A 23727-nucleotide genomic window follows, 5' to 3' on the forward strand; every position below is an offset into this window, starting at 1 on the left:
TATCTTTATGACCTAGATTATTTACCTAAATTACTAAAGAAATTCTTCACGCTATTTAGAAACCCTTCTTGCTGAGGGCGATGTTGGCTTTTGCCTTCTAAGCTCTCTTCTAATTTGCGGAGTAACTCTTTTTGCTCTTCGTTGAGGGAAACCGGCGTTTCGACAATCACGCGACAGATTAAATCGCCCGCGTAACCACCTCTTGCACTCATCACACCTTTACCACGCACTCGGAACAGTTTGCCTGTTTGGGTTTCTGCTGGGATTTTGAGTTTTAATTTACCGTCTAAGGTTGGCACTTCAATTTCGCCACCTAAAGCCGCAAGAGTAAAGCTAATAGGCACTTCACAGTAGAGGTTTGAGCCGTCGCGTTCAAAAATTTCGTGTTCACGAACGTGAATCACCACATATAAATCGCCTGCTGGTGCACCATTCTCGCCTGCAGCCCCCTCGCCTGATAAGCGGAGTTGGTTACCAGTGTCTACGCCTGCTGGAATGGTGACGGATAAGTTTTTCGTTTTTTGAATGCGTCCGTCACCGTGGCAAGAGTGGCACGGTTTTTCGATTTTTTTACCTGTACCGTGACAAGTCGGACAGAGACTTTCGGTCATAAAGAAGCCTTGCTGACGGCGTACTCGACCTGAACCGTGGCAGTGCGGACAAGTTTCCACTTTAGAATCTTTTTCTGCACCACTACCGTGGCAGGTATCACACTCAGCTAATGTAGAAAGACGAATATCCTTTTTACAGCCTTTTACTGCTTCTTCTAAAGTAATTTCGATATCGTAACGTAAGTCATCGCCACGCACAACACGTTGACGACGACCCCCGCCAGCACCGAAACCACCGCCGAACATTTCGCTGAAGATGTCTTCAAAGCCACCGAAACCGCCACCACCAAAGCCTTCGAATCCGCCAAAACCGCCTGCACCGCCACCGCCTTGTTCAAAGGCCGCATGACCATATTGGTCGTAAGCTGCACGTTTTTCAGCATCGCCTAGTACTTCATAAGCTTCGTTGATCTCTTTAAATTTTTCTTCTGCATCTTTGCTGCCTTGGTTTTTATCCGGGTGGTGTTTAGACGCTAAACGTTTATAAGCACGTTTGATATCGTTCTCACTTGCCCCTTTTTGTAAGCCAAGGACTTCGTAATAATCTTTTTTTGCCATAATATTTCTATTTGTAAATATGTATTGTAATTTGACCGCTTGAATTCGCTATTTTTAGCAATGTGGGCGAATTGAAATGTAAATATCCACTTTGCCATTTGGATAATATTTCTCAAAATCCACTTTATAAGCACGTTTTAATAAGCCTTGCTTTTCCTTATTCCAAATATGTTGCCACGTTTGAACTACTGATTCATAAGTCGTAGGGAAGATTTCATACCAAGTCAGATCTTCAATTTCAATGGTTGAGAAACTGCCTTCTGGTTTACTTTCTTGGGCAACAGCAACATCATAATAGCCCGTAAAATCCGATTCGTAATTCAGATAAACACTATAATAAGGCTCATTTTGAGGCAATTTTGCAAAATTATTCTGCCAAAGCTGTCCTATCTTTTCCGCGGTATTTTCCTTTATGTTATGCGTACGAATTGTAGCAAATGGATAAAGTGTAAGTGGCATACCTATTCCTTAAATTTACAAAATTCTGGGTAAATTTGACCGCTTGTAACATACTCCCCTCTTTAGCAAAGAGGGGCGGGGGAGATTTGGCAGAAGTAAATTTAGCTGATAAGAAAATTTAATATCGCTATCAAATCTCCCCTAACCCCTCTTTTCTAAAGAGGGGGATCATTTATATACACCAAAAGGGCGTGTTTCCACGCCCTTTATTTATGCTCGAAGAGCTGTGAAATTATTTGTTGTCTTTCACTTCTTCAAATTCAGCATCTACCACGCCATCATCTTTTGCTGATGATTGTTGTGGTTGTTCGCCACCAGCTTGTGCTTTTGCTTGCGCTGCTTGCATTAACGGTTCAGACGCTTTGATTACTGCTTCAATTTTCGCTTCAATCTCTGCTTTGTCTTCACCTTTTGCTGCAGTTTCAAGTTCGCTTACTGCTGCTTCAATTTTCTCTTTGTCTGAAGCTGCTAGCGCATCGCCTGCTTCGGTAATTTGTTTGCGAGTTGCGTGTGCGATACCGTCTGCTTGGTTACGCGCTTGAACTAACTCTTCAAATTTACGGTCTGCATCTGCGTTTGCTTCTGCATCACGCACCATTTGTTGAATTTCTTCATCAGATAAACCTGAAGATGCTTGAATGCGGATTTGTTGCTCTTTACCTGTGTTTTTATCTTTCGCAGATACATTGATTACGCCGTTCGCATCGATGTCGAAAGTGACTTCAATTTGTGGCATACCACGTGGTGCAGGGTTGATACCTTCTAGGTTGAATTGACCTAAAGATTTATTGTCTGCCGCACGTTTACGCTCACCTTGTAACACGTGGATAGTTACCGCTGCTTGGTTATCTTCCGCAGTTGAGAACACTTGCGATTTTTTAGTTGGAATCGTGGTGTTTTTCTCAATTAAGGTAGTCATCACTCCACCCATAGTTTCGATACCAAGCGATAATGGGGTTACGTCTAATAATAGAACGTCTTTCACATCACCTTTTAATACGCCACCTTGAACCGCTGCACCAATTGCCACCGCTTCGTCTGGGTTTACGTCTTTACGTGCTTCTTTACCGAAGAATTCAGCCACTTTTTGTTGCACTAATGGCATACGAGTTTGACCACCCACAAGAATGATATCGTGGATTTCGTTTACACTCTTACCTGCATCTTTTAATACTGCTTTTAATGAGTCAATTGAGCTTGCTACTAAATCTTCAACTAAAGCTTCTAATTTCGCACGTGTTACGCTAATTGCTAAGTGTTTAGGGCCCGTTGCATCTGCTGTGATATACGGAAGATTCACTTCTGTAGATTGCGCTGATGAAAGCTCGATTTTCGCTTTTTCAGCTGCTTCTTTCACACGTTGTAATGCCATTGGGTCGTTACGTAAATCAACACCTTGCTCTTTTTTAAACTCATCAATGATATAGTCGATTACGCGGTTATCGAAGTCTTCACCACCTAAGTGAGTGTTACCACCTGTTGCTAATACTTCGAAAGTTTGTTCTCCGTCGAAGTTATCAATTTCGATAATTGAAATATCGAATGTACCACCACCTAAGTCGTAAACTGCAATTACTTGGTTCTCTTTGCTTGAACCTAAACCGAATGCCAACGCAGCCGCTGTTGGTTCATTGATGATACGTTTTACATCTAAGCCTGCAATTTTACCTGCATCAATAGTTGCTTGACGTTGTGCATCGTTGAAGTATGCAGGCACAGTAATTACAGCTTCAGTTACCGCTTCACCCAAGAAATCTTCTGCAGTTTTTTTCATTTTTTTCAACACTTCTGCTGAAATTTGCGGTGGAGCTAATTTGTCGCCTTTCACGTTTACCCACGCATCGCCATTGTCGGCACGGGTAATTTCAAAAGGCATAATTTTAATATCACGTTGTACTTCTTCGCTTTCAAAACGACGACCGATTAAACGTTTGATCGCGAATAAGGTGTTTTTCGGGTTAGTTATCGCCTGACGTTTTGCCGGCTGACCAACTAAAGTTTCGTTATCTGTATAAGCAATGATTGACGGAGTAGTACGTGCCCCTTCTGCATTTTCAATCACGCGCGCTTTGTCGCCGTCCATTACTGCTACACAAGAGTTTGTTGTACCTAAGTCAATACCAATGATTTTTCCCATAATAATTTTCCTTCTAAAAATTCGTTACTTAATTGAGTACCCACAAGATAAGGATGCTTTTTGTTATTTCAAGGCATAATTTAAAATCTTGTAAGTTTAGTATAAAAAGAATGGAGCGAATTTTTACTTCGCTCATTCAGACGCAACCATAAATAAGGACAAAAAAGCCCCCTTCAAGGGCAAAAACAAAAAAATTTGCAAAATTTTGAGAAAATTTGACCGCTTGTGGCTAGTTTTTAGAATAAAAATTTCGTAAATTGGCATTGTTTTTACTTTCTATTTTTCAAAGGTTCGATGATGAAAAAATCAAAATTAGCTATTGGCGTGGTTGTTGCACTTGGCGTAGTTTGGGCAGGCGTAGCTTGGTTTACAGGTCAAAAAGCAGAAACCGAATATAAACGTCAAATTGAATACGCAAATCAACAATTTAAAGCGCTGGGCATTTCTAATACATTCAATATTGAATATAAAAATAAATCCTTTGAGCGCAATTGGTTTAGTTCTCAAGTAGAAGATGAACTTATTGTTGCAATTCCTCGCGAGTCAAAAGAGTGGAAAATTCCGTTTTCAACGAAACTCTATCACGGTCCGTTGCCTTTAAATCATTTAGCTAAATTTAATCTGATTCCTGCCCTCTTTTCAGCAGAAGGTTTCATTGGTAAAAACGAATCGACACAACTGTTATTTGATTTAACTAAATCAGAAAAACCATTGCAATATCAAGCCTCAACCAGCTATGGCTTAAGTACAAAAGGTTCGCTAACACTTGCTAAGGGAGAAGCAACAAATTCGAAATTTACTGCTCAATGGTCTGATGTTGAACTAAATTTTGATGCCAATAAAGATTTCAAAGGTGCTTATAGTTTAGAAACCAATGAATACAGGCTCAATTCATCTGAAGACCCAAGCACATTCTCTTGGAAAGGCTTGAAGTATGAAATAACATTTGAGCCAACAAAATGGCAATATCTCTACACAGGAAAAGGCACATCAACGACAGAGCAATTTGAAGTGACTGTAGTTGATAATGCGGGTAATCCGATGTCTTATGCAGAAAAAGGTGCAAAATCTACTACAGAAATTTCTGTTAACGGGGATGTGATCGACTTCAAAGACAAAAATATTGTTGATGAAGTGCTATTCGATGGAAAAAACTTAGGCAAATTAACTTACAACAATGAGTTAAACCATATTGATGCCAATGCCTTGAACGCACTGATTGAAGGCTTTGTTGAAGTAGTTAAAGCATCTAACCACGAAAATGCAGATTTAATGACGAAAATCATTATGCAAGACTGGGTTAAAACTCACGGTATGGCAATATTAAACAACCAGCCACAAATCAAAATTAACCCAATTTCTCTTTCTGATGAAAAAGGCAAGCTTGAATTAGATGTAAACATAGCATTAGCCAAAAATCCAACATTTGATTTAATGCGTGGCAATTTTTATAAACAATTTACTGATTTTGCAATTGACGTTCAGCTAAACAAAGCAACGGTTGAAAATATCATTGATAAATTGGTGCCTGAAGCAGAAAAAGCCAATGCAAAAGCAAAAATTGCCGCAAGCTTTGCTGAAGCGGAACAAAATGGCATTGCTGTGAATGGTGAAAAATCCGTTACCATAAAACTTGTGCTAAAAAATGGCGAGTTAAAATTAAACGGCACAGCTATTCCAGAACAGCAAGTCCAAAATGCCATCTTTATGCTATTGATGAGCGGCGCACTTCCTCATTAATTGCTAAAAAACCAGAGAGGATTTATGGCACTACACCGTTGCCCTGAATGTCGCAAAAAAATCAGCGAAAGCGTGCAAGCCTGCCCACATTGTGGCTTCTCGTTTAAAGAGGCAGATTTAGAAATCTACCGTCAAAAACTTGAACAACGCCGAAAGATTAACAAAGAAATCAACCGCCAAAGCAATAAACTTCAACTGGTTTGGCTGTTGATCTTCGCCGTGGTGTTAGGTGTGGCAAGTTGGTGGGTAAATAGATAATCTAAGTTGGTAAATCTTTAAGTAAAAAAGACCGCTTGGAAAAATAATTTACAAGCGGTCTTTTTATCCAATAATCTTAACATAACCCTCTTTCAACCATTTTCATTTTTCTCTCGCCAAATCCAACATTTCCTGAGCATTCGCTAATACCGCATCGGTAATTTTGCTTCCGCCTAACAAACGGGCTAGGGCATTGATGCGTTCTTGTTCAGAAAGCAAGCTCATTTGTGTTTCGGTTTGGTTGTCTTTCACATATTTTTGCACGTTGAAATGTTGGTGTCCGTGGCTTGCTACTTGTGGCAAGTGGGTCACGCAAAGCACTTGGCATTTGTTGCCTAATTGGCGTAATAATTTGCCTACGGTTGTGGCGGCAATACCACTAATTCCCACGTCAACCTCATCAAAAATAATAGTCGGGGTAGAAAGTTTGTTAGCTGTTAAAACTTGTACAGCAAGAGAAATGCGCGAAAGCTCACCGCCCGATGCGATTTTAGCCAGAGGTTGAGCATTTTGCCCCAAGTTACTGCGTAAATTAAACTCAACAAAATCAGCCCCGTTTGGTGTGAGTTTTTTCACATCGTGCTGAATATCAATGTAAAATTCGCCATTTTCCATCGAAAGTGCTTTGATTTGAGCAGTTACTTGCTCTGCTAATTTTTGAGCAGCGGATACACGCTCTTGGTAAATTTGTTCTGCTAACGCCACACATTCACGATATGCCTTTTTCTCATCAGCAATCAGTTGCTCTTCGTTATCTTCAAAATCAACGAGCTTTTGCAGTTCATCTTGTAATACGTTGTGATGTTGCCAGAGCTCATTTGGCGAAACATAGTGTTTTTTCGCAAGCGACATTGCACGGGCAATGCGTTCGTCAAGTTCTGCCAATAATTCATGATCTTGTTCAATGCCACCTGCCAGTGCGCGCACTTCTGAACTTGCCTCTTGCACTTGGATCAAAGCTTCATTGAGCATATCGAGCGAAGATTGGTAGTTTGCATCTACCTCCACCAAATCTTCCAAATAACGAATGGCGTTATAAATCAGCGAATCCGCATTTGAGTTATCATCGCTCAATAAATCCAACACCGATTGCGACATTTCGGTAAGTTCTTCGGAATTAGATAGACGAGTGTGTGTCTCTTCCATTTCCTCAAATTCGCCCTCTTTAATATCGAACTCATCCAGTTCATCTACCTGATATTGCAACAGCTGTTTGCGAGCTTCATTCTCTTTGCATTGTTGGTGGAAATTTTTTACTTGCTGATGTAATTTTCTCCATTTGCTGTACTGTTCTTGCATCTTGCCAAGCAAGCTGTGGATGCCTGCATAACTATCCACAAGCTCAAGTTGATATTCACTCTTTAACAGCAATTGCGGGGCGTGCTGACCGTTCAAGTGAATCAAATATTGTCCTAATTCACGCAATTGAGAAATTGGCAATGGGCGATTATTCACAAAGGCTTTCGAACGCCCTTCAAGGTTAATCATTCGGCGTAAAATGCACTCGTGCGGATTATCTTCATCTAACAATTCGTGATCTTTCAACCACAAATAGGCCGGGCTATTTGGCTGCATTTGGAAAGTCGCGGTAATATCGGCTTTATCCGAACCATTGCGGATCATACTACTCTCAGAACGATAGCCCAAGCAAAGCCCAAGGGCATCAATTGCAATGGATTTCCCTGCGCCCGTTTCACCCGTAATGACCGACATTCCTTCAGAAAGCTCAAGATTAAGATGGCGGACAATCGCAAAATTGTTGATAGTCAGTTGAGTAAGCATAATAAACACCTGTACAAATAGTAACTTGTATTATATTACACTTGATTTAATATACAGTAAAGTGTTTTTATACAATAAAAAAGGCTAAATTTCTCGAATCAGATCCAAACTTAGCCTTTAATATCTTAATAAAAGTATCTTAATAAAACTTCACTTTAAATTCCTTCTGAAGCACTTCAACATTCTCCACTTTTTCAAATCCTTGTGGTGAAATCGCATCAGCGGCTTTTACTTTCGTGCCCAATGCTTGGCTGATGAATACCAAACCTTGTTGCTCAATCACCGCATTTTGATAGAATGCCAAAATGTCATTTTTCGTCAAATTTTTCACCGCCTGAACAAGCTGCTGTTTACGATCAAATTGTTGATTGCCACGCGCATAATCAAAGGCAAAGCTTTCAAATTCTTGTGAGATCGATTCAGGCTTTCTTTCTAATTTATTTAATAGACTCTCTTTAAATTGCTGGAATTCTTGCTCAGTTAAAGCGGTTAATTTTTGCAAACTTTCTGCAAAAAAGTGTTCATTATGTTGCATAATCCCTTTCGGGCTCGTATTTGGACTTTGCACCATAAAACGAATACCGGATGTTTTGCCTACTTTTGCTTGAGTTGCATACACCACATAGCCTAATTGTTTATTAGTGCGTAAATCATCAAAATACCAGCGAGAAATAATATCTTTCAGCAACATTGCTCGCACTTCGCCTGCCAACTCATCATAGCCTTTTGCCATATAAGCAATCGAGAGAGCATTATCTTCATTTGGTACAAATTTAATTGCATTTAATTTTCTTGTGCTTTGGTTAATATCTAAATAGCGATATTTAGCTAATTCACTATTATTATTTTTAGCTGTTTTTTCTAGCTCAGAAATAATATTCTTAACTTGATTATCAGTAAAATTACCTACAGATAAAGCTCGCACACTCGTAGCTTTCGACAATAATTTCTCTCGAATAGATTGAATATCTTTTAACGTAATTTTGTCAATCATCTCACGCTGTTTATCCTCTTCAAAATAAGGATAACTAGAGAAATTCACAAAGATTTCATTTGCTTGATTTAAACTATTCGCTTTACGTTTTCCATCTAAGGCTTCAATTAAACGCTGTTTCGCTTGCACTAAATATTTTTCATTTAATTCAAATTGGCTAAATTGTTGCATTTTATCTTGCATTAACTGAGCCAAATGCTGTGTATAACCTTCTGCCCGCAATGAAAAACCATTTTCGATTAACGATAACCCAGCCCCCATTCCTACTACAGAAGATTGGAAATCTACTTTAGCTTGAGCTAATTCATTCATATAACTCAAAATTGTCGCACTGATGCTTTCTTTTAAGCTATCTGTTCTTGGCGTAATCGAGAAATTAACAGCAATACGAGCTTTTGGATCATTAGCAAAATATTGGCTTGGCATCGCATAAAGTTGTGTCCCTTTTTCTTCTTCAATCAATTTCGGCGAAGTTCTTTTATCTTCTTTAATTAAAGAAAAATCAGTAGTGAAATAAGGATTTAATTCAGGTAATTTGATTTCAGGGTTTTTACTAAAATCTAGCCATACTTTTTTCTGTTCATCACTTATCTTTTTAATAGAGAAACCTGCTTCAAAATAAGGCGATTTCTTATCAGTTTTTACATCATCACTAACCAATAAAATACGTGCATTATTGATATTCATTTCAGATAATTTTTCTTCAATTGCTTTTTTATCCATATTTTTAACCAGATAATCCGCATCTAAAATATGTTCTAAAGGATAAAATAGCATTTGTTCTGCGAGGGCTTCAATATAACTCCCATTTTTTTCAACTTGTAAATGAGTAAATTCTTGTTTTAGGCTCTCACGTACTTCATTAAAATAATTTTCTTGAATACCTTGTTTTTTTACTTGATCTATTTGTTGGAAAATAAGCGAAATAATATTTTCTTTTTCTTTTAATCCTTTTTCAGTTAATGCAACATAAAAGGTAAAACTCCCACGATTACGACTTACATTTGCTGTTGCTTGAACAGAGATTCCACTATCTGATAAACCTTGCTTAATTAAATAATCTGATAAAGTGCCATCAGTATTATTATTGAAAAGATAAGCTAAATATTCTCCTGTTTTATTCGCAAATTTGTCTTCATCATTTTGCATATCAAATGAAATAGCTAACATTTTCATTGGTTGAATAGGCTTATAGGAGATTATTACTCCCTTGTCTTCTTCTCTAAAAAGCGGAATATCTATTTTGGGTTCAATTAAATGTTTATTTTCTACTTTACCTAAAGTTTTCTCGGCTAATTTTGCTAATTTCTCAATCGGTTGATTAGAATATAAGACTACTTTCATCAAATTTGCAGAATAATATTTCTGATAAAAATTTTCTAATTCAGTTTGTAATAAACTATTTGGTTTATCTGAAAGCGTTTCTTTATTCCCTACTGTGAATTTTGTAATTGGGTGCGCAGGGTTAGAAGTAGCTAAATTAACGCTATTTAATAAATGCCCATCACTTGATTTTGCACGCACCATTTCAGCATTCACCGCATTTACCTCTTTTTCCGCATTTTCCTTAGAAAGCAGTGGAAATGCGAGCGTATCAGCAAAGCGAGTAACTGCTTCATCGAATGCATCGTTATTTACTTCCAAATAATAAGCAGTACGATAAGCTGTAGTTGAAGCATTATTGTAGCCCCCGTTTTTGTTTAAAAAGTTATCTAAGCTGTTGGTTTCTGGGAAGTTTTTTGATCCCATCAAGATCATATGTTCTAAATAATGTGCTAAACCTGGTTGAGAAATCGGATCTTCCATCGAACCGATGGGAATTGCCATCGATATTAAGGACTTATTCGCCTTTTCATCAGAAATCAATAATACTGTCATCCCATTATCTAATTTAATGCCTTGATAAATAGCTTTATCATTCGGACTTTTATTGATTTGGGTTTTAATCAATTCAAAGCCTAAATTAGTGTAAGCCTGTTCTTGAATAATAGCGGTCTGATTTTGATTATTTTCTGCAAATGCAGTAGGTGTCACATTCAGTGCCAAAAATGTAGAAAGAATCGCATAACGAATAGCGTGATTTAATTGTGTTTTCTTCATACTTATTTTTATTATCCTTTATTTTTAGATTCTTGCATTAAATCAAACCAATCTAATGTTGTTTGGTGAATATGAGCATAATCTAATTTTTCACTTTGATTAAGAATACGTTGTAGATAGATATTCTCATCATTATAACTTTTTGCAATTTCAATCAGTTTATTTTCACAATCTTTTTCGATATTTTCAGAAATATTGTCAAAATAATTATCTAAACTTGAGGTAATTGCCAACTCAAACGTAACAAAGCTGCGTAAATAGGCAGAAACATAAATTTCAAGCTGTTGCTTCGCTTGTTCTTTTTCTATTTTATTAAAACTGAGTTTAGCTAACGCTTCGTTATTTAGATAATAGAAAATAGGTGAGTTTTCTTTTCCTGATAAAATTGAGGCAAGATAATAAATCCAAAGTTTAATCACATCTTTATCTCGCAAACTACCCGTTCGCCATAACACAATACCATTACCAAATTGGTGCGGAATATTGCCGACAAGTTCGGTTTGATCGAGCGTTAAATGGATTTCAAGCACTTGACTATCTTGATTTAAATAACCAGCCAATTCTGAACGCATATTCTCAATGCGAGAATTTAATTCTTCTTGTTTTAATTTACCAAAATTCAGCACTAACGAATTTCCTTTCAAGTACTCTTTTGCAAAGAAATTCTCTAGCTCTTCATTTTTGATATTCAATAACTCATCTAATAGACTATATTCATCTAAACGAGAAAGTGAAAAATGTTCATTTTCTTCAATACTCTCCTCATTTGAACTAAAGTTCACGCCTAATCGACGAGTGAAAAAATAACTAGCAGGGGCTTGAATAAAGCTAATCAAATCATCTAATTCAATATATTTTGGTAATTCTATTTCATTAACAATTTTTTCTGAAATAAATTCTTTAACTTCAGTATTATTTTGAGCCAAGGGCAACCACTCTTTATCATAAGAAAGATAGTTTTCTTTGAAATTATTTGGACTAAATACCGTAATAGGATGGTTTTGAATAAGTTGTGCTTTTTCTTCTAAATCAGAATACTCAATTAAATAATCCATCAATTGCGAAACTAATATCGATGGAAAATACTCTTTATTATTGACTAATGATAGCCCAATATAACTAATATAAAAAATCTCTTGAGCAGAGAGCAATGCTTCCAAAAACAAATAACGGTCATCATCTCGTCTTGCTCGGTCACCTTTTTGTGGATGATATTGCATTAAATCAAAGTTATTGATTTGTTGCTGTCTTGGAAAATCTGCTTCATTCATTCCTAATAAACAAACTACTTTAAATGGAATTGCTCGCATTGGTAATAATGTGCAGAAATTCACTTTTCCTGCTAAAAATTGTAAATGACTTTGTTGATAATTTAATTTCTCTTTAAAAATTGAGCTAATAATATCAATCGAAATAGGCTGATTATATTTTGTTTGTTCAATTAATGAATAGCATTTTTCAATTTCTTCGGAAATCAATAATAATGCGTTAGTCGTCGTTTCATTTTCTTGATAGAAATGATTGACTATATATTCCAGCATTTCTTTCCATTTATCAGCAGTATGATTTTCCTGTAAAAAGTTCGCCCAATCTGTTAATTTCTCAATAAAACCTGCTAAATAACCTACCTGTTCTGAAATTAAGCCGTAGCTTTCATTAAAAGCAATAGTGTTCTGCCAAATACCGCTCTCTTCTTTTAAGCTTGTACCAAGCAGTAAGCGATTTAAACCATTTTCCCAAGAATTATAATTATCCCATTGTTCATCTTTCTGAATTGTGAGTTCTGCACGAATACCGCTTTCTTTAACCCAATTTCTTAATAAAACAATATCGTTTTCACATAAATTAAATTTCTCACCAATCGCTTTAACTTCTAATAAATCTAATATTTCTTCTGCACTAAATCTGCTTTCTTTCATTGAAAGCAGATAAATAAAGCTAGAAAGAATAGGATCAACTTCACTGATTTTTTGGTCTGAAATCGCAAATGGAATATAACGTTTATCTTTTACGCCTTTTTCATCTTTTTTATCATAACGAGAAAATACAGCTTGAATATAAGGGGCATATTGCTCAATATTTGGCGACATTACAATAATATCTTTTGCCGAGAGTGTTTTATTTTCTTCGAAAATATGTAGCAATTGATTATGTAAAATTTCAACTTCTCGTAAAATACTATGTGCTGAATGAATTTGAATCGAATGATCTTGTTTAAAATCTAAATCAAGCTCGTTATGATATTCTAAAATCGCTTGTTTAACTTGGCTTAGATTATGACCTTCAAAAGGTGGAATAAAGCCTTCAATAACATCGTGTTCTTCTTCCACTAATTGTGCTAAGAAATCTCGCCCTTGTTTGCCCCAAATCGCAAGTAATTGATTGCCTTGTTGTGATAATAAATTCTTAATATCTTCTTGAGAGAGTTGTTGTTTTAACGCGAGTTTTTCTAATACACTATATTCAATACTATCTCCCCAATATTTTTCACTTGGGTTTAAAAAGAATAAATGAATATCGCAATGCTCACTTAACTTGCGTAATACGGCAAGCTGTGAAGGTGGGAGTGAAGAAATACCAAAAACAAAAATGCGTTTTGGCAATTTTTGTTGTTCTTCTTCAGTTAAATTATCTAATTTTTCAAAATATAAATTTTGTAAATAGGCACGGTGTGAGGTAGTAAATAAAAGTTCATCGTAATCTTTTTTGGTATCCTCAATCAATAAATTCCATAAAATACTTTGCCAAAGTACATTTTCGGCAATATATTCTTCATTTTTAATTTTATTGGAAAAATGATGTTTAATTTCATCAATGATTAACTGTTGATTATTCTTTTCCCAAGAAACTAACCAATGTGGACGATAAACTAAATATTGGTCAAAAAGATCGGCAATTTTATTCGCTAATTGATAAAGGCGTAAATCCGAGCCCTCTTTTTCAGATTTAAGATAAGCTCGTAAGGCACTAAAGCCTTCTTGCTCAAGTACGTTCGGAATAATTCGCATCAAGCGCCATGCCATCACGGCACGCTCAAAAATATTCTCTTTCGGCAGGAAGGGGAAGACAAGGCGATATTGCTGCCAAATAAAGCTAGTTGGGAATGGGAAGCTGTAATTTCCCGCAATGCCTGTTTGCTCAGCAATTTCCATTTGTAGCCATTGAGCCATTCCGATACTTTGTACCAAAATGGTTTCTTCGGCAAAAGGATCAGGATTTGGAGAAATTTTTTGGTGCTGAATAAGCATTGACGCTAAGGCATTGAGATCATTCGAATAATAAATGGTGAACATACTAAAATCCTCATAGAGCGAATCATTTTGCTTGAATTGGCTAGAATATTCAACGCTTTTAGCCGATTACTTCACTTTAATTTCAACATGCCCCATCGGATAACTGACCTTTATTAACTCCCCGCTACATTGGATGATAAATTTCACATCATTTTCGACCGCTTGCGGCTCGCAACTTAGCCCAGCCATTCTTAACGCAATCTGGTTTTCCGCAATTTGTAGTGCCTGCTGTTGCTGGTAATTTCTTGCACCACGTTCAAGCTGAGTTTTCTGCCAAGCGGTGAAATTTAACGCAAAAATTGCAAATAGCGTTAATGCGACCAACAATGAAACCAAGCTTTCCGCTCTTAATTGTTTAACCATACTATTTATTATTTAAGATATTTTTTGAATTCGGCACCAGATGCCATTTTGAATATTTCTTTTCTAAATTATCAACTACGGCTCTTCTAAACGTTAAATTACGCTCTTCTCGCTCATTATCAAATGTAGAATAAAGTACGCCATATACTCTTTTGGAGCCTGTAATATCAAAATGGTAGTCGGTAATAATAATGCCGTAAAAATGTTCGTCTAATCTCTCTTCAATCGCCTTTTTTGCCACAACAATTTTAGGATCATCTTCACTATTTTTAGGTAATTCAGATAATGAATTAATATAAATAATTTGAGAAGCGTAATTGTTTAAGTCTAGCCAATTTTCAATATTATCTACTGCAATATATTTATCTTTTGTCGGTTTTGGTTTAATAAATAAACTGCTCATTTCACATTGGTAAGAATAAATAATTTCACCTATTTTTTCTTCAATCATCTCTTTTTTATTTGTTGCACATTGATCTTGATTTACTGTCTTCAACAGCGCTAATTTGGATGATAAATATTGTTGGTAATAGACATTTACCACACTTTCTTGCCTTAACCAATTTTCTTTAGTTAAAAATAGTAACGTGAGAATAGTTGCTAAAATCAGTAATGAACTTAATAAACTACTCGCATCTAATTTCTTCATTGCGTGAGTCCATTTAACAAATAAATATAAACCGTTAAGTGATAATTTATTTTTTTATCTTTAATTGAAGAAAGTGTTAATTCAATTTGCATCAATTCATTCTGTTTTTTCCAATTAAATTGGAATTTATCGACCAAATACTCCTCTTTAGAGGTAAATTTTGTCCATTTATTTTCGCAGCTATCTAATAGTGTTTTACATTGTTCGCTAAAACAATTTTCAAAACGGTTATCAGCATAAAGGTGGATCTCTTTTTCTTCTAATTTAAAGCCAAAAACTTCCTTTGCTAAATCTTTGGTATTATTTAATTGCCCATTTCTGCATAATGCTTTTTTCGTAGCACGCTTGCCTAAGCAACCATCGCCATTTAAATCATAAAAGAAAATTAAACATTGGTTATTTAATGCAAAACGTTGGTTATCTTTTTCAAACAGTTCAAAATTATTCTCTTCTTTATTATTGCCTTGATAACCTAAATGCTGAATATGTTGTTGCAAATAATGTGCTAATTGATGGGCTTCTTTTTGTAAGAAAAATTGCTCTTTTTGTTTTTGCCAAGTTACATAATAATTTGAATAAAAGTAAGTAAAAGAGAGCAACAAAATAGAACCTAAACCAAGAGAAATGAGTATTTCTACCAAGCTAAAGGCCTTCAAATGGCTAATCTTTACAGGTACTCCGTTTATTTTTCGGGCTAACATAAATTCTTCCCCACTGATCGAATTGTAGAATTTCACTGGTATTATTTAGGCTAATATTGATACATTTAGACTCTAGCCGTCCTGCATTGCCATCAATACTAATAAAAGATTTTGGAAAGAGGCTTTTGTTGCGTAATACAATGTTTTTATGTTGGTTTTCATAAATATGATATTCATCTTTCAGCACACAACTTTTTATATTTAAGCAATTACAGATTGCTTGTTTACTACTCTCTTTTTGAATAGCAATAATGCACCATTTCTTTTCTGCATCATTTTGTGCAATGGTAAGTGAATAATTCTTTTTTTGAAAACGAGCTTTAGTTTGAATTTGATAAATAAAAGAAGAGAGATTTTCTATTTCACTTTCTAACGCCCATTTATCTTGCAAAGAAAAAAGAATAGGAGAAATAAATAAAATAGAAATAGTAAGAAGCGTTAAGGTAATTAAAATTTCAATTAAAGTAAAAGCTCGCCACATAATCTATCCTCAAAAGAGAGAACACTATGGGCGAGTTTGCTAGAAATGTAAATTTGGAATGTTTAAATTTTCGAGCGTGATCGAAAAATTAGCACACTAGAATGAAGAAGTATCTTGGAATAAGCCGACTTTCAGATCTGTTGCGGTGTAAATTACACGACCATCCACTTCCACTTCGCCATCCGCTAATCCCATCACGAGCTTGCGGTTGATCACCCGTTTCATATGAATGCGATATGTCACTTTTTTAGCAGTCGGTAAGATTTGGCCTGTAAATTTCACTTCGCCTACACCTAAAGCACGGCCTTTGCCTTTTCCACCAACCCATCCTAAGAAAAAGCCAACTAATTGCCACATTGCGTCTAAACCTAAACAACCTGGCATCACAGGGTCATTGATGAAATGGCAATCGAAGAAAAATAAATCTGGGCGAATATCTAATTCCGCTTCAATGTAGCCTTTATCGAACAAGCCACCATTTTCGGTCATCAAGTTTACGCGATCCATCATTAACATGGGAGGTGCAGGCAATTGAGGGCCTTCACTGCCGAATAATTCACCACGTCCTGATGCTAATAAATCTTCATAAGTATAGCTTGACTTGATATTTGGTGTACAACTGTTCATTTTTTTAATCCTGTATTACTAAAAAGAAAGCCTGTATTTTCTTGCTTTCCTAATTTTGTTTGTGAAATCAGATAGTACAGGCTTTTATTTTAGCTAACAACTGTTAGCTGACTTGTCGGATCAGTGAGATTTCCACCAAGGGAAGATTTTATGCCACAATTTATGTTCTACATCGTGATTTGGGCTTTGCTCAATGCCTTGATGAATAAGGTCAAACAAGGCAGGTTTGTCGGATTTTTCTCGATGATCTTCCGCATAAAATGCATTTTTTAGCAAGATTTCGACCGCTTCAAACACACTTTCCACTGCCCAAATCTGGAATTGCCCTGCTTTAACGGCCTCGATGACTTCAGATTTCAGGCTTAAATGAGAAATGCAGCTCGTAGGAATTACAACCCCTTGCTTGCCTGTTAAACCTCGTGCGGCACACAGATTAAAGAACCCCTCAATTTTGTAATTCACACCGCCTACGCTTAGCACATTGCCAAATTGGTCTATAGAGCCTGTTACCGCGATAGATTGTGGAAGAGCCACTTTCGCCAAGCGACTAACAAGCACACAGAAAATCGCAAGTGATGAACTATCACCATCCACTTCGCCGTAAGATTGCTCAAAGGCAAGTGATGCGGAGAACGGCAATTGGGTTGGTAACTCTAACAAATTCGCTAAGCAAGATTGGGCGATTAAAATCCCTTTCGAGTGAATGTTGCCGCCGAGTTCCACTTTACGTTCAATGTCGGTAATTTCGCCATCACCATATTGCACGTTGCAACTGATGCGAAGCGGTTCGCCAAAAGCATAAGGCACGCCTTCAAATTCGATGACTGATAACCCGTTGATCTGCCCAATTTCTTCATCTTCCGTTTCAATGTAAACTTGGTTGTTCAAAATATCCTGCAACGCGTATTGATTGAGTGTGGACGCCTGTAATTCTAAGGCTTCCAAATAAGTATTCACTTCATCGAAAGCGGTCGAATTTGGATAAAATTTTGCAAAGCCGAGCAACTGATTTTTGAGCTTGGTTGGCGAGATAGAAATCATCGTTTGGCTTTCACTTTCTCGCATATAATGTTGAAGCAATTGGTTCAACGCTTTAAGCGTAAAACGGCGTTGTACAAATTTCTGAGCATAGGCTTGCACATAATCGCCCCATTGGTTCAGACTCTCTTCGTCCACATTCAGGAATGAATCGATTTCGGTATATTGTGCGAATTGGTACAAATCGCCATCATAGGCAGCAAGCATTGAGATATCTTCACGGCTGCCAACTAACAGCAATTTAAACGGGCTTTGAATCGCAGGCAGCGCTTCGGGCACGTGGTTTACCGCATTCTGTTCATAAAAGCCGAACAACAAGGCTTGTTTGAGTTTATCCCACTGCTTTAAATCGTGTAATAGCGTGTTTAAACGTAGCACCAAAATGCCATTTTGTGCTTGTTGAATTGCCCCTTTAATGGTTTCGATACGGTTCTCTTTTTCTAAAAAGAGTGTGTAACCGAACAAATGCGAGGCTTTAAATTCGGTTCTCACAATCACAGGCTGTGAATTATCTTGTGAAAGTTGGACACTAAGCTCATCTAAAAACTCAGGCAATACTTCACTTTTCATCACCAATAACGAGCCCATTTCTTGCGATTTGAATAAGTTTAAGGCTTGCTGAGCTTTTGGTTGAAAATCGAAAAAATTGACCGATTGATCAGATAATTTGAAAGAGTGATGCAGAAAAAGCGACTGCCACGAAAGAGAAGATAAATGCACGAATACGCCTCATAATAGAAATTTGGTTTATTATACAAAATTCCGTTATACTTGCCTAAAATTTGCGAATAAATCAAGAGAAACAATGAGATATCAAAAGCTAGAAGCCCAAGAAGCGAATTGGAAGTGGAAATATCTACTCAAGAAACATCGCGAGGGAGAAAATATTACCAAATATACCGAAAATAGTATGATTGAGCTGAAAATTCAGCTGCTGACTACGCTACAAAATTCGCCCGATGAAATTGAAAAATGGGTGAAAACAGAAATGACTGCGGAACAACGTAAAAAGATGCGCCAGTCTATTCGTGCTCGCCGTAAACGTTTTTTCAATGCCGAAAAAATCACAACCAAAAAGAAATCGATTGATTTGGAATACGCAAGTTGGCTACAGCTTTCTAAGTATGCGAATGCTCAAGGCGTTACACTCTCGCAAGCCGTATTACAGCTGATTGATGAATTAGAAAATAAAGAGCTGTATTTGGAACAGGTTGAGAAGATGAAAGTGAGTTTAAAATCGCTTTTAAATGTGTAAGAAGAAACTTTAGGCAAAAAAATAAGGCGGTTTAAAACCGCCTTACTTGTAGAATTATGCGTTAGCTTTTGTCACGTAGTCAATCGCTGATTGAACTGTTGTGATTTTTTCAGCCTCTTCATCAGGAATTTCGATATCGAATTCTTCTTCTAAAGCCATTACTAATTCAACGGTGTCTAAAGAGTCAGCACCTAAATCTTCGATGAATGAAGCTTCAGGTTTAACTTGTGCAGCGTCTGCACCTAATTGATCAACGATAATTTTTTTTACGCGTTCTTCAATGCTCATTTTTGGTTTCCTATATAAAATCGCAAATGCGAGAGTTAAGTAGTGTAATCGAAATTTTGTTTAATGCAACCTAAAAGAGATAGGTCGAACCAGACGCCATTAAGACACACAAGAATTAAAAAAGTTTGCCTACATTTTATGTATGCGAGGATTGATGTATTCTACCATTATGAATAGAAATTATCCACACACGCATAAAAATTTCTGTTCGATTTATTTTGCTATTTTCCCTCTAGGGCTTTTCGCATTTGATTGATAACCGCTTGGTAATCTGGCTGGTCAAAAATCGCAGAGCCTGCCACAAAGGTATCTGCCCCTGCTTCTGCAATGTCTGGAATGTTATCTACTTTCACACCGCCATCTACCTCAAGGCGAATATTTAAACCGCTTGCATCAATACGTTTACGCACTTCACGCAGTTTTTCCAATGTTGAAGGGATAAATTTCTGCCCGCCAAAACCGGGGTTCACGCCCATTAACAAAATCATATCCACTTTATCCATCACATAATCAAGATAATGCAGTGGCGTTGCTGGGTTGAATACCAAGCCAGATTTACAACCTAAATCACGAATAAGCTGTAAATTGCGGTCTATATGGTCGGTTGCTTCAGGATGGAAGGTAATGTAATTCGCCCCTGCTTTGGCGAAATCAGGAATTAAACGCTCAACAGGTTTTACCATTAAATGCACATCAATCGGTGCAGTAATGCCATAATCACGTAGTGCTTGGCAAATAGCCGGTCCGAAAGTTAAGTTTGGAACAAAGTGGTTATCCATCACATCAAAATGGATGATGTCTGCACCCGCTTCAAGCACTGCTTTCACATCATCGCCAAGACGTGCGAGATCAGCAGAAAGAATGGAGGGTGCAATTAAAAAAGGTTGCTGTGCCATAGATTTTTCTCCAAGGTAGCTAGAAAATTTCAGGCATAGCCTACCACAAAAAGCGGTCGAATTTTGGGTTTCTTTTGCAAAATTTTGATTGTTAAAAAATAGTTGCGCAAAACCATAAAAAATTTATTGAAATAAATAAAAATTGCTGTATGATGCATTCCCATAATTTAAAAATGGATATTAACCATTTTGAAACAGGTCAAAATACAAAAGGAGACAACTCAAATGAAAAAAGGGATTCATCCGACAAACTATCGTGAAGTACTTTTCTATGATGCTTCCGTACAACAAGGCTGGGTTATTCGCTCTTGTGCTGCAACAACAAAAACCATGAAATGGACAGACGGCAAAGAATATCCACTCTATACGCTAGATACTTCTTCTGCTTCACACCCTGTTTATACGGGCAAACGCCGTGAAGCGAACAGTGAAGGCCGCGCAAGCCGCTTTAGCGATAAATTTAAAGGTATGGCAAGTTTAGTGGCGAAAAAATAAGGAATATCGAATGCAAATCCTCAACTCATTAAAAAGTGCGAAAAGTCGCCATCCAGATTGCAAAATTGTACGTCGTAAAGGCAAACTTTACGTTATCTGTAAGAGTAACCCAAGATTTAAAGCCCGCCAACGTTAATGGCAAATAGAACGGAGAATCTATGAAAAAACTACTTCTTGCTACCGTAATTTGTGCAGTTTCTTTTTCAGCTCAGGCTCACCGCGTTTGGGTGCAAAGTGAACCTGTAAAAGCAGGCGAAATTTTGAAAGCAGACATTGGCTATGGTGAATTTCCAACGCTCGAGCCGATTGCAGAAAAGCGCCTTCATTTCTTTGATAAAGGAATGGTGCTGGTGAATACCGAAGGGAAACAAAATCTTGTGCAAAAAGGCGAGAATTACCACTATGAAAGTGCAAAACCTGTGAAAGCAGGAAGTTACGTATTAGCCGCAGAATATAAACCAACATTCTGGTCGCAAAATGCTGAAGGTTGGAAGCAAGCGGATATGCTGAACACGCCAAATGCAACCTATTGTGAAAGCACAGCGATGTATGGAAAAAATATTGTGAATATTGGCAAGGCAGCCGAAAAAAATGATGTGGCAGAAGTAGTTGGACATGAATTGGAAATCGTGCCAATGGTCAATCCTGCCACTATCAAAGTGGGTGAGCGTTTCAAAGTCGTGGTACTTTACCAAGGCGAGCCGCTTCCGAATGCAACATTAACAGCAACGTTCAAAGGGTTTGATAATTCAGATAACCAGCATACCCACAAAGTGGAAGCACAAGCTTTCTCTGACACCACAGCTGCAGATGGTACGGTCGATATTATCCCACTTCGTGATGGTTTCTGGAAAGCATCTGTAGTATATGAAACGCCATTTGAGAAACCTGCACAATGTCAGAAACATAAACATTATGCGACGTTAACGTTTGATATTGCCAAATAGTTTCGTAGATTGCTTGATATGATTATTCTCCAATAAAGCCCGCTTTATTGGAGATTTTTTTATGGGAAAATTGTGAAATTTGTGAACTAGCTCACAGTTTATTAAACTTTTTAACATTATTATTACATTCATAGCGATAACCGCCCCTTATTTAAACAAAAGGAGACTCTATGAAAACATATCAAATGTATATTGATGGTCAATTTGTTACATCTACAAGCGGTCAATTTTTTGACGTAATTAACCCTGCCACTGAAGAAGTGATTGCGTCTGTTACCAAAGGGACTGTAGAAGAAACCCGAGCCGCAATTGATGCTGCAGACAAAGCTCAAAATGCGTGGGAGCAACTGCCTGCGATTGAACGTGCTGGCTATTTAAGAAAAATTGCACATGGCATTCGTGAAAGAACAGAAGAAATTGCAAGGGTAATTTCGTCAGAAATGGGAAAAACTCTACCACTTGCACGAGTGGAAGTGAATTTTACCGCCGATTACATTGATTACATGGCAGAATGGGCAAGACGCTACGAAGGGGAGATTCTCCAAAGTGATCGCTCAAATGAGCATATTTTCATTTATAAAAAAGCAATTGGGGTCACCACAGGCATTCTGCCATGGAATTTCCCTTTCTTTTTAATCGCACGCAAAATGGCACCAGCGTTAGTAACAGGCAATACCATAGTTGTGAAACCAAGCGTAGATTCACCAATTAATGCCATATTATTTGCGGAAATTGTACATGCATCAGGTTTACCAAAGGGCGTATTTAACCTAGTACACGGTGCAGGTGGTGAAATCGGTCAAGAATTAGCAGGCAATCCAAAGGTCGGTTTAGTATCTTTAACAGGTAGCGAACCTGCTGGTCGTAAAGTGATGGAGGCGGCAAGTCGCAATATCACTAAAGTGAATTTGGAATTAGGCGGTAAAGCACCTGCAATTGTATTGGCAGATGCAAATTTAGATTTAGCTGCCAAAGCTATCGTAGCTTCACGTATTATCAATAGTGGACAAGTTTGTAACTGTGCAGAGCGTATTTATGTTCAGTCCGAAGTTAAAGAAGTTTTCACTCAAAAATTAGTGGAACTCATGAAAAAAGTCCGCTTAGGAAACCCGCTTGAAGATGAAACCCTAGATATGGGACCGATGGTAAACAAACAAGGACAATTGCATGCACAGGCGATGGTAGATGAAGCTATCAAAGCAGGAGGGCGTTGCTTACTTGGTGGTCATTCGGTAAAAGGTAAAGGCTATTATTTCGAACCGACAATCATTGATAATGTAACTAATGATATGGCGATTTTACGTCAAGAAATCTTTGCCCCTGTCATTCCGATTGCCACTTTCGAGACCATTGATGAGGTAATTGAGCTCGCCAATGATTGCGAATACGGTTTAACATCTTCGATTTATACTCAAAATATTAATAAAGCAATGAAATTGGTTTCACGCTTGAAATTTGGCGAAACTTACGTGAACCGTGAAAACTTTGAGGCAATGCAAGGTTTCCATGCAGGTTGGCGTAAATCAGGCATTGGCGGTGCAGATGGTAAACACGGTTTAGAAGAATATCTCCAAACTCATGTAGTCTATTTGCAATACGATCAAAATATTTAACCGCTTGCAGCAGCTTTTCGAAGAATATCTCGGGTTTAGATTGTCAATATCGGCGATTTTTTGTATAATTCTACCCCTTTATACTGAATTATCGTGAATACACAAATCGTTGGAGTAACAAATGGCTCGTGTAACCGTTCAAGAAGCTGCTGAAATTATCGGCAACCGTTTTGATTTAATTTTAATTGCGGCACGTCGTGCAAGACAAATCCAGCTTCACACTCGTGAGGCATTAGTGCCAGAAGAAAATGATAAGCCAACTGTGATTGCTTTAAGAGAAATCGAAGAAGGTTTAATCAATGGCGAAATTATGGATCAGTTTGATAACCAACAAGCTGTTAAACAAGACATCGCAGAAAAAGAAGCAATTTCATTCTTAGCAGACGTTCAAGCAAACGCTTAATTAAAATTGATAAATTCCTGAAATGGATAATGGACAATA

At 37.2% G+C, this 23727-nt stretch carries 22 protein-coding genes; 8 read left to right on the forward strand and 14 right to left on the reverse strand.

All coding sequences use genetic code 11. The annotated features are described in order from the left end of the window. Nucleotides 1-17 precede the first annotated feature (17 nt). The 3 genes from dnaJ to dnaK form a co-directional block, all read right to left on the reverse strand. A complete protein-coding gene (gene dnaJ / locus B0184_RS02975; protein ID WP_005709399.1) occupies nucleotides 18-1169 on the reverse strand; it encodes a molecular chaperone DnaJ in 1152 nt (383 codons plus the stop codon). 54 nt (nucleotides 1170-1223) lie between these two features. Next, nucleotides 1224-1628, reverse strand: coding sequence for a GyrI-like domain-containing protein (locus B0184_RS02980; protein WP_005709434.1), 405 nt, complete (start codon nucleotides 1626-1628; stop codon nucleotides 1224-1226). A 232-nt stretch (nucleotides 1629-1860) separates the two neighbouring features. Further along, nucleotides 1861-3765: a molecular chaperone DnaK gene (gene dnaK, locus B0184_RS02985; RefSeq protein WP_005709477.1), complete on the reverse strand. Its 1905-nt coding sequence runs from the start codon at nucleotides 3763-3765 to the stop codon at nucleotides 1861-1863. A 294-nt stretch (nucleotides 3766-4059) separates the two neighbouring features. On the opposite strand from dnaK, the gene B0184_RS02990 reads away from it, so the two are divergent. Together B0184_RS02990 and B0184_RS02995 are read left to right on the forward strand one after the other, a co-directional pair. Beyond that, nucleotides 4060-5505, forward strand: a complete 1446-nt coding sequence (locus B0184_RS02990; protein ID WP_244165758.1) for a YdgA family protein — start codon at nucleotides 4060-4062, stop codon at nucleotides 5503-5505. A 24-nt stretch (nucleotides 5506-5529) separates the two neighbouring features. Beyond that, nucleotides 5530-5763 (forward strand): zinc ribbon domain-containing protein, encoded by a 234-nt coding sequence (locus tag B0184_RS02995; protein WP_005709501.1) that lies wholly within the window; start codon nucleotides 5530-5532, stop codon nucleotides 5761-5763. A gap of 102 nt (nucleotides 5764-5865) precedes the next feature. On the opposite strand, the gene recN is transcribed toward B0184_RS02995, so the two are convergent. The 9 genes from recN to B0184_RS03040 form a co-directional block, all read right to left on the reverse strand. Further along, nucleotides 5866-7545: a DNA repair protein RecN gene (gene recN / locus B0184_RS03000; RefSeq protein ID WP_005709375.1), complete on the reverse strand. Its 1680-nt coding sequence runs from the start codon at nucleotides 7543-7545 to the stop codon at nucleotides 5866-5868. 139 nt (nucleotides 7546-7684) lie between these two features. Continuing rightward, a complete protein-coding gene (gene ptrA / locus B0184_RS03005) occupies nucleotides 7685-10639 on the reverse strand; it encodes a pitrilysin (RefSeq protein WP_005709472.1) in 2955 nt (984 codons plus the stop codon). Between the two features lie 11 nt (nucleotides 10640-10650). Then, nucleotides 10651-13932, reverse strand: a complete 3282-nt coding sequence (gene recC / locus B0184_RS03010) for an exodeoxyribonuclease V subunit gamma (RefSeq protein WP_005709463.1) — start codon at nucleotides 13930-13932, stop codon at nucleotides 10651-10653. Between the two features lie 66 nt (nucleotides 13933-13998). Next, entirely contained in the window at nucleotides 13999-14295 is a 297-nt protein-coding gene (locus B0184_RS03015) for a DUF5374 domain-containing protein (protein ID WP_005709486.1), read from the reverse strand. Nucleotide 14296: 1 nt separating this feature from the next. Continuing rightward, a complete protein-coding gene (locus B0184_RS03020) occupies nucleotides 14297-14944 on the reverse strand; it encodes a DUF2572 family protein (protein ID WP_005709402.1) in 648 nt (215 codons plus the stop codon). After that, entirely contained in the window at nucleotides 14941-15645 is a 705-nt protein-coding gene (locus B0184_RS03025; protein WP_005709494.1) for a hypothetical protein, read from the reverse strand. The genes B0184_RS03020 and B0184_RS03025 overlap by 4 nt, the downstream gene beginning before the upstream one ends. After that, nucleotides 15605-16126, reverse strand: a complete 522-nt coding sequence (locus B0184_RS03030; RefSeq protein WP_005709379.1) for a prepilin-type N-terminal cleavage/methylation domain-containing protein — start codon at nucleotides 16124-16126, stop codon at nucleotides 15605-15607. The genes B0184_RS03025 and B0184_RS03030 overlap by 41 nt, the downstream gene beginning before the upstream one ends. 96 nt (nucleotides 16127-16222) lie before the next feature. After that, nucleotides 16223-16753, reverse strand: a complete 531-nt coding sequence (gene fabA / locus B0184_RS03035) for a bifunctional 3-hydroxydecanoyl-ACP dehydratase/trans-2-decenoyl-ACP isomerase (protein ID WP_005709370.1) — start codon at nucleotides 16751-16753, stop codon at nucleotides 16223-16225. Between the two features lie 120 nt (nucleotides 16754-16873). Continuing rightward, on the reverse strand, nucleotides 16874-18511 hold the full coding sequence (locus B0184_RS03040) for an AAA family ATPase (RefSeq protein WP_005709432.1): 1638 nt from the start codon (nucleotides 18509-18511) through the stop codon (nucleotides 16874-16876). Nucleotides 18512-18596: 85 nt separating this feature from the next. On the opposite strand from B0184_RS03040, the gene matP reads away from it, so the two are divergent. Then, entirely contained in the window at nucleotides 18597-19046 is a 450-nt protein-coding gene (gene matP, locus B0184_RS03045) for a macrodomain Ter protein MatP (protein ID WP_005709474.1), read from the forward strand. A gap of 54 nt (nucleotides 19047-19100) precedes the next feature. On the opposite strand, the gene acpP is transcribed toward matP, so the two are convergent. Together acpP and rpe are read right to left on the reverse strand one after the other, a co-directional pair. Then, entirely contained in the window at nucleotides 19101-19334 is a 234-nt protein-coding gene (gene acpP, locus B0184_RS03050) for an acyl carrier protein (protein ID WP_005707420.1), read from the reverse strand. 221 nt (nucleotides 19335-19555) lie between these two features. After that, entirely contained in the window at nucleotides 19556-20230 is a 675-nt protein-coding gene (gene rpe / locus B0184_RS03055) for a ribulose-phosphate 3-epimerase (RefSeq protein ID WP_005709481.1), read from the reverse strand. Nucleotides 20231-20455: 225 nt separating this feature from the next. Between rpe and B0184_RS03060 the strand changes: the two genes are divergently transcribed. The 5 genes from B0184_RS03060 (at nucleotide 20456) to rpoZ (ending at nucleotide 23688) form a co-directional block, all read left to right on the forward strand. After that, entirely contained in the window at nucleotides 20456-20725 is a 270-nt protein-coding gene (locus B0184_RS03060; RefSeq protein WP_005709555.1) for a type B 50S ribosomal protein L31, read from the forward strand. A 10-nt stretch (nucleotides 20726-20735) separates the two neighbouring features. After that, a complete protein-coding gene (gene ykgO / locus B0184_RS03065) occupies nucleotides 20736-20861 on the forward strand; it encodes a type B 50S ribosomal protein L36 (protein WP_005707423.1) in 126 nt (41 codons plus the stop codon). A 22-nt stretch (nucleotides 20862-20883) separates the two neighbouring features. Continuing rightward, nucleotides 20884-21672, forward strand: coding sequence for a DUF4198 domain-containing protein (locus B0184_RS03070; protein WP_005709496.1), 789 nt, complete (start codon nucleotides 20884-20886; stop codon nucleotides 21670-21672). A 170-nt stretch (nucleotides 21673-21842) separates the two neighbouring features. Continuing rightward, nucleotides 21843-23285, forward strand: coding sequence for an aldehyde dehydrogenase (gene aldA, locus B0184_RS03075; RefSeq protein ID WP_005709528.1), 1443 nt, complete (start codon nucleotides 21843-21845; stop codon nucleotides 23283-23285). Nucleotides 23286-23406: 121 nt separating this feature from the next. Beyond that, a complete protein-coding gene (gene rpoZ, locus B0184_RS03080; protein ID WP_005709457.1) occupies nucleotides 23407-23688 on the forward strand; it encodes a DNA-directed RNA polymerase subunit omega in 282 nt (93 codons plus the stop codon). Nucleotides 23689-23727: the final 39 nt, after the last annotated feature.

It is taken from the genome of Haemophilus paraphrohaemolyticus (assembly GCF_002015045.1).
In the GTDB taxonomy this organism is placed as follows: domain Bacteria; phylum Pseudomonadota; class Gammaproteobacteria; order Enterobacterales; family Pasteurellaceae; genus Haemophilus_A; species Haemophilus_A paraphrohaemolyticus.